Origin of the sequence: Sphingomonas sp. GC_Shp_6 (genome assembly GCF_026540835.1) — a bacterium.
GTDB lineage: Bacteria > Pseudomonadota > Alphaproteobacteria > Sphingomonadales > Sphingomonadaceae > Sphingomonas.
Genome location: NZ_JALNUO010000009.1, coordinates 104,150 through 117,057, shown reverse-complemented (window position 1 = coordinate 117,057; position 12,908 = coordinate 104,150). Strand labels below are relative to the sequence as shown.

8 protein-coding genes are annotated in these 12,908 nt (G+C 66.8%); 6 read left to right on the top strand and 2 right to left on the bottom strand.

Annotated features, from left to right (window positions below):
* Window positions 1-171: 171 nt before the first annotated feature.
* From OXQ95_RS12110 to OXQ95_RS12095, 4 genes are all read left to right on the top strand, one after another.
* Window positions 172-588: a cupin domain-containing protein gene (locus OXQ95_RS12110; RefSeq protein ID WP_267381751.1), complete on the top strand. Its 417-nt coding sequence runs from the start codon at window positions 172-174 to the stop codon at window positions 586-588.
* Window positions 585-1,556: an SDR family oxidoreductase gene (locus tag OXQ95_RS12105; RefSeq protein ID WP_267381749.1), complete on the top strand. Its 972-nt coding sequence runs from the start codon at window positions 585-587 to the stop codon at window positions 1,554-1,556. Before OXQ95_RS12110 ends, OXQ95_RS12105 begins: the two co-directional genes overlap by 4 nt.
* The gene (locus OXQ95_RS12100) at window positions 1,532-1,876 is read left to right on the top strand and encodes a hypothetical protein (RefSeq protein ID WP_267381747.1); all 345 of its coding nucleotides are present in this window, start codon (window positions 1,532-1,534) and stop codon (window positions 1,874-1,876) included. Before OXQ95_RS12105 ends, OXQ95_RS12100 begins: the two co-directional genes overlap by 25 nt.
* A 186-nt stretch (window positions 1,877-2,062) precedes the next feature.
* Window positions 2,063-7,999 carry an autotransporter outer membrane beta-barrel domain-containing protein gene (locus tag OXQ95_RS12095; RefSeq protein WP_267381746.1) on the top strand — a complete coding sequence of 1,979 codons (5,937 nt, stop codon included), beginning with the start codon at window positions 2,063-2,065 and terminating at the stop codon, window positions 7,997-7,999.
* A gap of 239 nt (window positions 8,000-8,238) precedes the next feature.
* On the opposite strand, the gene OXQ95_RS12090 is transcribed toward OXQ95_RS12095, so the two are convergent.
* On the bottom strand, window positions 8,239-9,111 hold the full coding sequence (locus tag OXQ95_RS12090; protein ID WP_267381744.1) for an aldo/keto reductase family oxidoreductase: 873 nt from the start codon (window positions 9,109-9,111) through the stop codon (window positions 8,239-8,241).
* A gap of 88 nt (window positions 9,112-9,199) precedes the next feature.
* On the opposite strand from OXQ95_RS12090, the gene OXQ95_RS12085 reads away from it, so the two are divergent.
* Window positions 9,200-10,102, top strand: a complete 903-nt coding sequence (locus OXQ95_RS12085; RefSeq protein ID WP_267381742.1) for a LysR family transcriptional regulator — start codon at window positions 9,200-9,202, stop codon at window positions 10,100-10,102.
* Window positions 10,103-10,119: 17 nt separating this feature from the next.
* Here OXQ95_RS12085 and OXQ95_RS12080 read toward each other — a convergent pair whose 3' ends face one another.
* Window positions 10,120-11,271: an MFS transporter gene (locus OXQ95_RS12080; RefSeq protein ID WP_267381740.1), complete on the bottom strand. Its 1,152-nt coding sequence runs from the start codon at window positions 11,269-11,271 to the stop codon at window positions 10,120-10,122.
* Window positions 11,272-11,670: 399 nt separating this feature from the next.
* Here OXQ95_RS12080 and OXQ95_RS12075 point away from each other — a divergent pair, with 399 nt between their 5' ends.
* On the top strand, window positions 11,671-12,708 hold the full coding sequence (locus OXQ95_RS12075) for a LacI family DNA-binding transcriptional regulator (protein WP_242096833.1): 1,038 nt from the start codon (window positions 11,671-11,673) through the stop codon (window positions 12,706-12,708).
* The last annotated feature ends 200 nt before the right edge of the window (window positions 12,709-12,908 follow it).

Here is a 12,908-nt window from a genome sequence, read left to right as displayed (position 1 = left end):
CAAGCCAATCCCGTCAATAAGTTAGCGCGGCATCGGAGCGGGTGCGCGGGGACCGTCGACCAGGACCACCACGCCCGGGGTTCCACCCTCGAACGACGATCGGATCGCTTTCTTCAGGAACGTCGCCGCCCCGCGTTCGTCCTCGTCACGACATGGACGGGAGAATGAACGATGGCGATCTTCAACAAGGACATGGTCGATCTCGCGCGCAAGAATGCGTTGTGGCAGAAGGAGGTCTATCGCGATCCCAAAGTGCAGATCGTCCTCATGAGCATCCCCGCGGGCGAGGAGATCGGGCTGGAGACTCATCCCGCCGATCAGACGACCTTCATCGTCGAAGGCCAAGCGCAGTTCGTCATCGACGGCCATTCGACCAAGGCGGGCGCCAACCACCTCGTCGTCGTGCCCAAGGGTTCGGAGCACAACGTCATCAACAAGGGCGCAGACGCGCTCAAGCTGTTTTCGGTCTATGCGCCGCCCGCCGAGCCGGAAGGGGCAGCGTTCAAGACCAAGGCGGATGCCGAGGAAGCCGAGAAGGGCCTGCTCGGCAAAGCGGCCGATGCCGTCAAGGACGCGATCGGCCGATGACCGAGGCGCCCCTCCGCGTCGTCATCACCGGCGCATCCAGCGGGATCGGTGCGGCGACCGCGATCGCCTTCGCCGCGCAAGGGGCCCGGCTCATGCTGGGCGCGCGCGGCGAAGCGGGGTTGGCGGACATCGCGAACCGATGCCGGGACGCGGGTGGGCAGGCGCAGATCCGGACCGTGGACGTGACCGACGCCGGTGCCGTTCGCGAGTTCGCCGGCGAGGCCGGCCAGTGGCTCGGCGGCATCGATCTGTGGTTCAGTTGCGTCGGCGTCGGCGTGCTTGGCCGTTACGAGGACGTGCCGATGGCCGATCACGCGCGCGTGATCGAGGCCAATCTCGTCGGCCATATGAACGACGCGCATGCCGTGCTGCCGATCTTCCTCCGGCAGGACCATGGCATCTGGGTCAACATGATCTCGGTCGGCGGCTTCGTCGCCACCCCCTATGCGGCCGCCTATGCCGCTAGCAAGTTCGGCCTGCGCGGGTTCAGCCAGGCGCTACGCGGCGAATTGTCGAAGCGGCCGCACATCCATGTGTGCGACGTGTACCCCACCTTCGTCGACACGCCCGGCGTCGATCACGCCGGCAATTATACCGGTGCCAGGCTCTCGCTGCCGCCGGGCGCGCTCGCCCCGGAAAGCGTCGCACGGGCGGTCGTCCGGCTGGCGAGGCACCCGCGCAACACCAGTGTCGTCGGCGCGCCGGCGATCGCGCTGAAGCTCGGCCAGTTCGCCACGCCGAACCTGGGCGCCGCAGTCATGAGCGGCTTTCTCGACATCTGGTCGAAGCGCGCGGCTGCGGGTGACGACACCAGCGGCGCCTTGTACGATCCGCCGATGGCGCCGAGCGGCCCCGACGGCGGGCGGCGGCGTCCCGATCAGCGGCGTCACGTCGCCATGGCAGCCGGCGCCACCGGAACGGTCGCGATCGCCGGCATCGCCGCTTGGCTGCTGCGCCGGAAAGCGTGACGGCGCCGCCGGTCACGCCCGACGGCCGCTACATCGTCGTGCGCGGCCGGCTATGGCGCCGCGCGAACCCGGATCTTTCCGACGAGCTGCGCCAGGCGCATGTCGCGGACTTGATGAAGGCGCGCCGCGCCGTCCGCGATGCGTTGGCCGGTGGCGATCCTGCCGCGCTGCGGTCCGCGCGGGGCGGCGTGCAAGCGGCCAAGGTGGCGCTCGGCGAACGCGGCCCGGTCTGGTGGGCCGGCGACGAAGATTTGAACCGGCACATGGCCAGGAACACGCGCTACGCCGACTGGTTCACGGGCCTCGAAACCACCGGGTGACGCTCAAGCATCGGCGGCCTTCCGATACGTGACCAATCGTTCACATCCTCGATGCCGGGGCCCCTGCGCTGTCTATACGCCAGGCCGGGGAGGCCACCGGCGCCGGTGTGAGGGCTTGACGACCTAAACGATCTGTCATCTTGTCCGCTCTGCTCGATCTGCTGGTCGAAGCAGGGGGAACTCAGGATGACCGCATTGGAATGGGCGCATCGCCGCCGCTTGTCGCTCGCGCTTGGCACGAGCGTGCTGGCATGGGGCTGTGCGCTGTCGTCCAATGCTCAAGCGCAGTGCGCGCCTGATCCAACTGTTACAAACGGTACGTCCACCTGTACAGGAACGGACACGAACGGCATCCGCGTTACGACGAATGCTACGACGCTAACCGTCGCCAGCGGTGCGAGGGTGACGAACACCGGCGCTGCGGCGATCGCGGTAGAGGTGCCTGCCAGTACCACAACCTATAACTACCGGGTCGCTTCAGTACTGATCGGCGGTACGGTCGACGGCAGCACGCAAGCTGGGATTTCTCTGCTTTCGGGCGGCGTGGCGGGTGGAGGATATGATCCTTACGGCACCCGCTCGGCAGTCACTGTCATGGCTGGAGCTCTCGTGACCGGAACGAGCGGCATCATTATTGGCACATCGGTGGGCAACAACTCGGGCTACGCGATTGCGGGTCTGGACAATGGTGGCACCATCAGTGGATCCGGTGGCGTGGCGTTGCTATCGTCGAACCTCGCGCGGGGTGGCTTCGACGTTATCAGCAACGCTGCGACGGGGTCGATTGGGGCGATCGTCGGAACTGTCGGCCGCTTGTCTAACGCGGGGCTGATTGACGGAGCCACGCGCAGTGCGGTCGACCAGACGACCACCTATGATGCGGGTCCGACTGCAGGTGTTTGGACGAACAGCGGCACGATCCGGTCATCGTCGAACGCGGCGACGATCGCAAACCTTGGGCAACTGCAGCCGCTGACTAACAGCGGCACCATCAGCAATGCCGGAACCGGAGCGGCCGTGCAGGGGAGCTCTATAACGATCATCAATGTCGCTGGCGGTCGCATCGCCACCAGCGGTGGCACAGCCATCGCGGCCAGTTCTCAATTGTCCCTTACGAACGCCGGAGTGATCACCGGCAACGTAACCGACGTTCCTGCGCAGGGCACCGGCTTCTACGCTACCGTCGATTCGACCGCAGGCCGCATCATGGGGAATGTGACACTCGGCATCGGCAACGATCTGGTTTACGCGCTCTACAATGGCTCCGCGACGCTGGTGACGGGAATAACTGGTACGCTTGATGCCGGGGCAGGCACCAATTCAGTGGTGCTCGCGCCCGCGGCAGACTTGCGCATTGCGACCGCCGTGACGTTGCCGACGAGCTTCCAACGCCTGCGTCTGGCACCGGCATCAGGTGCGACGGTCACGCTCACCAGCGGCTTCGTCGCGCCGGGCACGATTGAATTAGCCGGGGCAGGCACGATCCGGAACGAAGCAACGATCACGACGAACGGGCAAGCATTCCTCCGCCCCTATTATGTCACGAATGCGGCTCCCAACTTCATCAATGCCGGCGGCATCCAAGCCACGGTGACGCAAGGGCTGTATGCGATCGATCTGGGTGCGACTGCGATTACCAACAGCGGGACGATAGCGGCTAATGGTAACGGGGTGGCGCAATCGGGCGGCACTCTACTCAACACCGGATCGGTGATCGCGTCGGGTACCGCGATCGAACAGTTCTCGAGCGCATTGGACAATCGTGGCCTGATTCGTTCCTCGTCTGGAACGGCCGTCCAACTGACTGGCAGCGTGGGCAACATCGCGGCGGTCAACACAGGACGGATCGAAGGCGCGACTTATGGCGCGGTCACGTCTATCCTGCTGAACAATAGCGGTACGATCGCAGCAACGGGGATGGGCACCGCTGTAGGCTTGTCGAGCGATGGCGTGCTCAACAATCTCGAAGGCGGTGTGATTTCAGGTGGAGCTTATGCGATCACTGGAGTCGACCCCTATGGCTCGACGAGCGTATACAATAGCACCGTCTTCAATGCGGGGACCATCAATGGCAATGTCACCTTCCTTTCGTCGCAGAGCAGCGTTAACAACGCGAATAACTTCGTCGCACTTCCGGGCGGCATACTTAACGGCAATTTAGCGCTTGGGCGCGGCGACACGCTGGTGACCGATCTGGTGAACACCGGTACCGGATTGTTTGCGGGTATCAGCGGTACGGTAACCAGCAACGGTGGCCTGCTGCGCTACCGAGTCACCGGGCAAGCTAGCGCCGTCTTGGGGCCCGTCGGACCATTTGCGACTGCCGGTTACGAGCTCGTCGCGGGCGCATCACTGGTGCTGAAAACTACGGCACCGCAAACGCTGCCGCTGATCCTCGCTGGGAACGGCACTGTGGACGTGACCGCCGACTTCGTGACGGCAAACGCTCCCGCGCTCGCCGTTGTTGCGGCGCAGCCTACATCCGGAACAACGGCCGCCGCCATACCCGGGCTGGCGATCACAAGCCACGGCACCCTCACCATCACGCGCACAGACCAATATGGCAATCTCTCAAGCGGGATCACGCTTTCGGCGCAGGATAGCTTCGTCAACGCGGGCACGATCAATGTCGCCGACACGACCACTTACGCGTCCACAAGCGCGGGGCTCGCGGCGGTCGGTGGAGGAGCAAGCGTGACCAACACAGGATCGATCCTGCTTGCCGGCGGCACGGGCATCCGGGCTACGGGCACGGTAATCAACACAGGCGTGATCCGGCAGGCGGGTAGCACATCATCCTTGGGCATCGTCAACGTCGATAGCTTGAATAACAGTGGCACGATCGACGTCGGGGCGAACGCCGTACAGGGGTCGTACACGACTGTGTCCGTTACGAACTCGGGCACAATCGCTAGTCGTACCGACGCCGCCATCGTCGGCGGCTATAACGGTATGACCATCACCAATCTTGCCGGCGGTGTAATTTCCGGAGGGACTAACCAGTATGCAATCCGGGTCTCGGGCGGTTCGCTTACCAACGCCGGGACGATAAACGGCAATGTGAGCCTCGACTATCTTAACTACTCCGGTCCGTCCCCGCTGATTGCAGACAATGTCGGTACCATCAACGGCACGGTCACGCTCGGTCATGCCGATGACTATTTCATCCAGCGCGCGGGCGGCATTGTCTCGGGTCTCGTCGACGGCGGCGCGGGCACCAACATGTTCGTCGTCGACGCGACCGGGGGCACCGCCACGTTGGCGGCATCGGGTATCGCCAACTTCGCGAGCGTCACGCAGACCGGTACGGGCATCGGTGTCTATTCCGGCACCTTTGCCGTCGGCACCATCGCTCTGGCGGGCGGCACGCTGGCGGTCGCGACCGGACAGTCGCTGGCGACGACGGGCGCGACCACCGTCACCGGCATCGCCGGCAGCGGCAATCTCGCCATCGTCAACGGCGGTACGATCGCGGGCGGCATCACTCTGGCCGACGGCAACGACACCGTCGTCAATAACGGCACGATCGGCGGCCGCGTCCAGCTCGGGTCCGGCGACGACACGTTCGTGGAGGGCGTCGGCAGCACGGCGCAAGGCGGAGTCGACGGCGGCACGGGCACCAATCTGTACCGCCTCGTCCTCGCCGGCGACCGTACCGGCATCGGCGCGCGATCCAACTTCCAGAACCTGGCGGTGGACGGCAGCGGCACGCTCGGGCTGGTGCTCGACCAGAGTTTCGGCACGGTAACGCTGAGCGGCACCGGCCTGGCCCTGACCAGCGGCACCTACACGGTCGGCCAGATCATCGGCACGGGCTCGACGGGCGTGACCGTCACCCTCGACCGCGATTTGGGGACGGTTCAACTCGGCGCCGGCAACGATACGCTGGCGACGACGGCCCCGACGCTCGCGGGCCGCTACGACGGCGGTGCGGGCACCAACACGTTGCGCCTCCTGACCGCCGGCCCCGTCACGCTCTCCGGCTCGGTCACCGGCTTCCAGGCGGTGAGCCTCGCGGGCGGCGCCCTCACCGTTTCGGGAACGCTCGGCAGCACGGGCGCGACGCTCGCCTTTTCGGGGAACGAGACGATCACGGTGGCGCGCGGCGGCACGCTTGCGGGAGCGATCGACCTCGGCGCGGGCGTCAACGGCTTCCGCCTCGCCGCCGGCGGCACGCTCGCGGGCACGGTCTCGGGCGGTACGGGGGCAAGCACCGCGACGCTCGACCTGTCGGCGGGCGACTATACGCTACGCGCCGGCACGCTCACCCGCTTCCAGCGGCTGATGACGGAAGGATCGGGCACGCTGACGCTCGCGGGCGGCGCGCTGTCCTATGCGGCGACCGCGATCGCGGGCAATCTGACGGTGGGCGCGGACGCCAGCCTGTCCTCCGCCGTCGCCTTCGGGGCGGCGGACAACCATCTCGTCATCGCCGGGGGCTTCGTCGGATCGGTGGACGGCGGCGCCGGCAGCAACAGCATCGACGTAGCGGGTGGCAGCGCGGCCGCGCCCGTCGCCTTCTCTTCCATCGCCAACGAAGCCGTCTATCGGCAGAGCGCGGGCTTCGCGACCGTCTCCGGCATGGCATCGCTGGGCAGCGTTGCGATGACGGGCGGCCGGCTCGTCGGGCTCGCCGGCTCGACGCTGGCCGCGTCGGGCTTCACGGTCGGCCAGGGTGCGACGTTCGGTTCGGCGGGGACGGTCAATGGCACCATCACGGTCGCAGGCATCCTCAGCCCCGGCGCATCGCCGGGGACGATGACGGTAAACGGCAACGTCGCGCTCGGCGCCACGTCGGTATCGCTGTTCGAGATCACGCCGGCGGTGTCGGACAAGCTCGTCGTCAACGGCGCCGTTTCGATCGCAAGTGGCGCGACGTTGCAACTCGTGCCGTCGGGCAATGTAACGCCGGGCGCCTCGCTGGATCTCGTGACCGCCACAGGCGGCATCACCGGCAGCTTCACGACCATCACCAAGCCCGCATCGCTGTTCGGCTTCGTGGTGCAGGATGCCAACCGCATCCGGTTGCTCGGCGAATTCCTGAACGACGCGGCCTACACAGGTCAGGTCCGGCGCAGCGTCGATTACGTCAACGACACGCTGGTCGGCGGCCGGTCGAGCGCCGCGCTGCTCGCCGCCGTGCCGCTGCTGGTCACCACGTCGGGCGGCACCAACGCCGCCGCCTTTGCGCAGCTTACGCCCGAGGCTTATGCCGCCGCGCGCCAGATCGGCACGGAGAACGGCCTGACGCTGTCGGACGCCGCCCGTGGCGCTGCATTCGCGCCGAACCGCGACACACCGGGCCTCTACACCTTTGCCAGTGCGCTGGGCAGCACGCGCACGCTGGAGGTGAATGACGAGCGGGGCACCGCACGGACCACGACCAACGGCTATGGCTTTCTGGGCGGAATCGGCGTGGCGGGCGCCGGCTGGTCGCTGGGCGCGTTCGGCGGCTATCTGAACGACCATCAGTCGCTGGCCGGCCTTGGCGCGCGAACGATGGCCGACGGGGCGGTTGCGGGCGTCCACGGACGCGCGCACTATCGCGCGATCGGCATTCGGGCGACGCTGGCCTATGACGATGCCCATGCCAGCACGCGCCGCGTCGTGCCCGGTGGCACAGAGAGCGCACGCTACGCCCTGCATAGCTGGGTTGCGGACGCCAGCATCGATGCGACGCTTGCGCTGGCAGGAGGGTGGAGCATGCGCCCGAGCGTCGGCGGCACCGCGATCCGCACCACGCGCGACGGCGTAACCGAAACGGGCAGCTCCGCATTCGCGCTCACGGTCGCCGGGCGGCGCACCACCGCGACGTTCGTCGACGGGGGCGTGACGTTCGCCCGAGACGTGAGTTTCGGCACCGCGGGCGTTCGGCCGTACCTGACGATCGGCGCGCGCTATCAGGCCGAGGGGCGTACGCCCTATGCGCTGGCCGGGTTCGGCGGCGGCGCAGTCGCCCTGCTGGCGGCGGGGGCACCGCGCGCACCGCTCCTCGCCACCGCGAAGTTGGGGGCGGACGTGGCACTGTCGCCGCGACTTGCGCTGTTCGGCGCGGTGTCGGGGGAAAGCGGCGACTCCGATCGCCGGGCATCGGCACAGGGTGGCCTGCGGCTGGCGTTCTAGAGATGTCGGATCTCAAACCCAGTCCGTTGCGCCTCTTCGGGATTAGAGATGAACATAAGACAAGGCTTTTTTGAAGGGTAAATCGCGGAAAGAACGTCCGTAAAACTGGATGCTGTGTGATGACGATCGAAAATCGCCGTTGACCGGGGCAGCGGCAGATCAGACCCACGAACCGCCATTCACTGCGCCTGAACGAGCGCCCGATTACGGCCGCGCGTTCAGGTTGACCTTCACGCCGGCTAGCTGCCGATCCGGTCAAGCTTCGCCAGCGCCTCGTCAGACAATTGCAGCGACGCGGCCTTCAGGTTTTCGCGAAGATGCCCGATCGACGATGTGCCCGGGATCAGCAGGATGTTGGGCGAACGCCGCAGCAGCCAGGCGAGCGCCACCTGCATCGGCGTCGCGCCGAGCTCGGCGGCGACCTCGTCCAGCTGCGACGACTGAAGCGGGCTGAATCCGCCCAGTGGAAAGAACGGCACATAGGCGATGCCGTCCGCGGTCAGCGCGTCGATCAGCGCGTCATCGTTTCGATGGGCAAGATTATACTGGTTCTGCACGCAAACGACCGGCGCGAGCCCCCTCGCCTCTGCGACCTGGCGCTCCGTGACGTTGCTGACGCCGAGATGACGGATCAGCCCTTCTTCGCGCATCGCCGCCAGTGCTGCGAAGGGTGCGGCGATCGACCCTTCGGTCGGGCCTTGGTTGCCGCCGCCGAGCATCGCGCGGAAGTTGACCACGTCCAGTGCGTCCAGCCCCAAGTTGCGCAGATTGTTCTCGATCGCACGGCGCAGGTCGTCGGCGGACGCCGCGATGTTCCAGGAGGCATCGTGCCCGCGCACCGCGCCGACCTTGGTCACCAGGACGAGGTCATCCGGATAAGGGGCGAGCGCCTCGCGGATCAACGCGTTGACGACGTGCGGACCGTAGAAGTCACTGGTGTCGATGTGGGTGACGCCCGCTGCCACCGCCTCGCGCAGCACGGCCAGCGCAGCATCGCGGTCGCTCGGTGGTCCGAACACATGCGGTCCGGCGAGCTGCATCGCGCCATAGCCCATCCGGGTGACCCCGCGATCGCCGAGGGTGAAGCTGCCTGCCTGGTTGATGGTCGTCATGGATCGTCTCCTTCCCGGGCTAGCTAGGGCTTGGTGGCCCCGGTGATAATCCGGCATGATCGGCACAGGCCGTGCGGAAAGACGAACAATGACACCTGACCTTGCCGACTTGAATGCCTTCCTGGCCGTGGCACGCGCCCGCGGCTTTCGCGAGGCGTCACGCACGGCAGGCGTCGGCGCGTCCACGTTGAGTGAAGCGGTGCGCCGGCTGGAGGCGTCACTCGGCGTCCGCCTGCTTCACCGAACCACGCGCAGCGTGACGCCTACCGAGGCTGGTGCCCGCTTGCTCGAGCGGCTCGCGCCAGCGCTCGACGAGGTGGCTGCGGCGCTGGGCGCCGTCGACGACCTGCGAGAGGGGGTGACCGGCACGCTCAGGCTGAACGTACCGGTCAGCGCCGCCCGGCTGGTGCTGCCAACGATCATGCCCGGCTTTCTCGCCGCACGCCCTGGCATCGCCGTGGAGATCGTCGCCGAGGACGGCTTCGTCGACGTGTTGGCCTCGGGCTGCGACGCGGGCATCCGCTATGACGAGCGGCTGGAGCAGGACATGATCGCGATCCCGATCGGTCCGCGCGTACAGCGTTTCGCCACGGCCGCCTCGTCAGCGCATCTGGACAGGCATGGCCTCCCCGCGCACCCGCGCGACCTCCTTGCCCACCCCTGCATCCTCGGTCGCTTCGCCAGCGGTCGGCTGACCTCTCCCTGGGAGTTCGAGCGCGCGGGAGAGGTGATCCGCATCGATCCCCAGGCCAGGCTCACCGTCGGCATCGGTGGCGCGATCGATCTGGCCGTCGAGGCCGCGATCGCAGGGGTTGGCGTCATCCACCTGTTCGAGGGCTGGTTGGAGCCTCATCTGACGAGCGGCGCGTTACGACCCGTTCTCAAGGAATGGTGGCAACCCTTCTCGGGACCTTTTCTCTATCATTCCAGCCGCCGGCTTGTGCCGCCGCCCCTCAAGGCTTTTATCGACCACATACGTTCCATGACCTGAAGGCAGCGCCACCTCATCTAACGGCGGCCCCGCACCCCCAGCATCGTCGCGCCGCCCGCGATCGTCAGCGCCGCCAAGGCCAGCAGGAGCGCAGAAAAGTCGCGCGGCGTCGCCAAGAGCCACGCGAGCGGAGGGCCAAGGACGGACGGCAGCGTGTTGGTGAGGTTCACCAGCCCCAGGTCGCGCCCGCGGTGCCGTGGATCGGGCAGGAGCTGCATCGTGAAGCCGGCGTGCAAGGCCAGGAACACGGCTGCCCCGATCGTGTACAGGACGAAGCCGACCGCGGCCGGCTGCCAGGCATGGACCAGCGCCATATCGGCGAGACCTGTTGCCGCCAGCGCCGCCGCCCCGAGCAGGAACGGCTTACGGCGCCCGACGCGGTCGGAGAGGCGGCCGAGCAGCACCGCGACCGGCAAGGCCGCCACGGCGGCGAGCGCGATGAGGCGGCCGACGGACCGGGACAGCATGGCCTTGGGCATTTCCGGTACCAGGCTCTCGACATAGTAGAAGAAGTACAGCGACAGCGCGATCCCCGCGATCTGCACCAGCAGCCGCGCTGCCCAGGCGACGATGATGTCGCGACGTGCCGGCCTTGGCGGAAGCGGCATGACGGGGTCGTCGGCCGGCCGTGCCCGCGTCATCAGCAGCGGAACGACGAACATAGCGCTCACGGCCGGGATGATGGCCATGCGGGCGTCTTCACCGAGCATGGCGAGACCGACGAGCACCGCGCCGATCCCCGACGCCACCGGGCCAGCTAGCGCCGTCAGCCCGCCCGCAACGCCTTTCTGGATGTCGGGCACCTCGTCGGCCATCAGCGCGGCCATCGGCGCGAGCAGCGCATTGATCGCGACCTGAAACAACAGCACCGCGGCGACCAGCGCGAACCATGAGGACGCCCCGATGAGCAGGAGATAGGACGCGGCGATCGCGACGAGGCCGCCGGCCATCCATCGTCGCCGGCCATTGCCGCGAACGACCGACCGGTCGCTGAGCCAGCCAAAGCCGATGTTCGCCGCACTTGCCACCAACGCGCCGCCGACTGCGGTCGCTGCCAGCAGGTCAAGCCGCGCATTGCCCGCGATCCGCTCGATCTTCAGCGGAAGCAAGAGCGTGAGCAGCGGCAGATAGCCGATTACCCCGCCGGCATTGGCGAGCGCATAGATCATCAGAAAGGCGTTCGAGCGCCGATCAATCGTGGGCGAGGAAGCGGACATTAGCCGTCCCCATGTGCGCCCAACCACCGGCCCGGACAACAGGTCAGGCGGCTTCATCGTCCCGCCTACGAAGCCGTGGCGACCCCGCGCGGTGCGAGCGCCTTCGATCGCAACCGACGAGTCCGGAAATCGCCTCTTTCCGCCGTCCACCCTTTACACCGGGCGCGAGTGCTCCGCGCTCGCCCCGCTCCGGCAGCCTGTTCCCGGGCGTCCGCGCGGAACCCTGTCTCTCCTTTGGCTGGATAAAAGCCGGGACTCACGTCATCATCAGGCGATGCTGCAAGGATGGCGAATGGCTGATGTCCCCCCAAACGCGTTCGACCCGGTCAGGCGATCGACAAGGAACGGTCTATGGGATTGAAGCCACGCGCTGCGACCATTCGTGACGTTGCCCGATCGGCCAATGTCTCGGTCGCGTCGGTTTCCCGCACGCTCAACGACCTCGACAACGTCACGACCGCTACCCGCGAGCGGGTGATGAAAGCGGTTGCCGCGTTGCGCTATGTCCCCAACGCCGCCGCCCGGTCGCTGTCCCGCTCCAAGACGCACACCATCGGCATCGTCGTACCCGACCTTCACGGCGAATTCTTCTCCGAACTCATCCGCGGTTTCGATCGCGCAGCGAGCGAGGCGGGATATCTGTTGCTGCTCTCCACCATGCATGCCGATCCGGTGCTGGCCGGCCAGGCGCTTCGCGCCATGCACGGCCGTGTCGACGGGCTGCTCGTCATGGCGCCGCAATTGCGCGCAGACGAGATCGACGCACTCGTCCCTGCCGACCACCCTTGCCTCCAGGTCTTTTGCGAACCGAACAGCGAACGGCCGACGATCGGCGTCGACAATCGCGAGGGTGCTCACGCCGCCGCGCGTCATCTCTTGGCGATCGGTCGACGGCGCATCGTCCACATCACGGGGCCGCGGGGAAACTATGATGCGGATGAGCGGCGCGAAGGGTTCGTTGCGGCTCTTCACGCGCTCGGCGGCGATCCGCCGGTGCTGATCGAGGGGGATTTTCGCGACGACGGAGGCGCGCGCGCGATCGATCGGCTATTCGCGTCGAACGTCGCGTTCGACGCGGTGTTTGCCGCCAACGACATGATGGCATTCGGCGCCATGCAGGCATTGAGATCCCGCGGCGTGCGCGTGCCGCTGGATGTCGCGGTGGTCGGGTTCGACGATATTCCACTCGCGCGCCACCTTGCGCTGACGACCCTCCGCGTGCCGGCCGCAGACATCGGGGAAGTCGCTCTGCGTGCGCTGATCGCGATGCTCGGCGATGGACCCGCGCCGCCCCTGCTTCAGCAATTCTGCCCCGACCTGATCGTCAGGGCCAGCAGCGACGGGAATGATGGTTCTGCCGATCCCCATGCCGCCACGCGGCCAGGATAGACGCCGCCCCGTATACCGATCCCGATCGAGCGGCCGCCAGCGATTGTGGCGGCGATGCCACACTCCGAAAGCCGAGTGGTCGTCCTCGATGCGCCTGCTTGCGTTTCAAATGTAACCGGATACATACGGATGAACGAGGTCTCGCAGAGGGCCGTACGGACTGGATTGGCAGTCTGGATGAGGGGGTGGAACATGAAAGT

What these genes read in the sequence shown, in the direction of transcription:
- OXQ95_RS12110 (WP_267381751.1), top strand. Translation starts at nt 172, where the DNA reads ATGGCGATCTTCAACAAGGACATGGTCGATCTCGCGCGCAAGAATGCG.
- OXQ95_RS12105 (WP_267381749.1), top strand. Translation starts at nt 585, where the DNA reads ATGACCGAGGCGCCCCTCCGCGTCGTCATCACCGGCGCATCCAGCGGG.
- OXQ95_RS12095 (WP_267381746.1), top strand. Translation starts at nt 2,063, where the DNA reads ATGACCGCATTGGAATGGGCGCATCGCCGCCGCTTGTCGCTCGCGCTT.
- OXQ95_RS12090 (WP_267381744.1), bottom strand. Translation starts at nt 9,111, where the DNA reads ATGACGACCATCAACCAGGCAGGCAGCTTCACCCTCGGCGATCGCGGG.
- OXQ95_RS12085 (WP_267381742.1), top strand. Translation starts at nt 9,200, where the DNA reads ATGACACCTGACCTTGCCGACTTGAATGCCTTCCTGGCCGTGGCACGC.
- OXQ95_RS12080 (WP_267381740.1), bottom strand. Translation starts at nt 11,271, where the DNA reads ATGATCTATGCGCTCGCCAATGCCGGCGGGGTAATCGGCTATCTGCCG.
- OXQ95_RS12075 (WP_242096833.1), top strand. Translation starts at nt 11,671, where the DNA reads ATGGGATTGAAGCCACGCGCTGCGACCATTCGTGACGTTGCCCGATCG.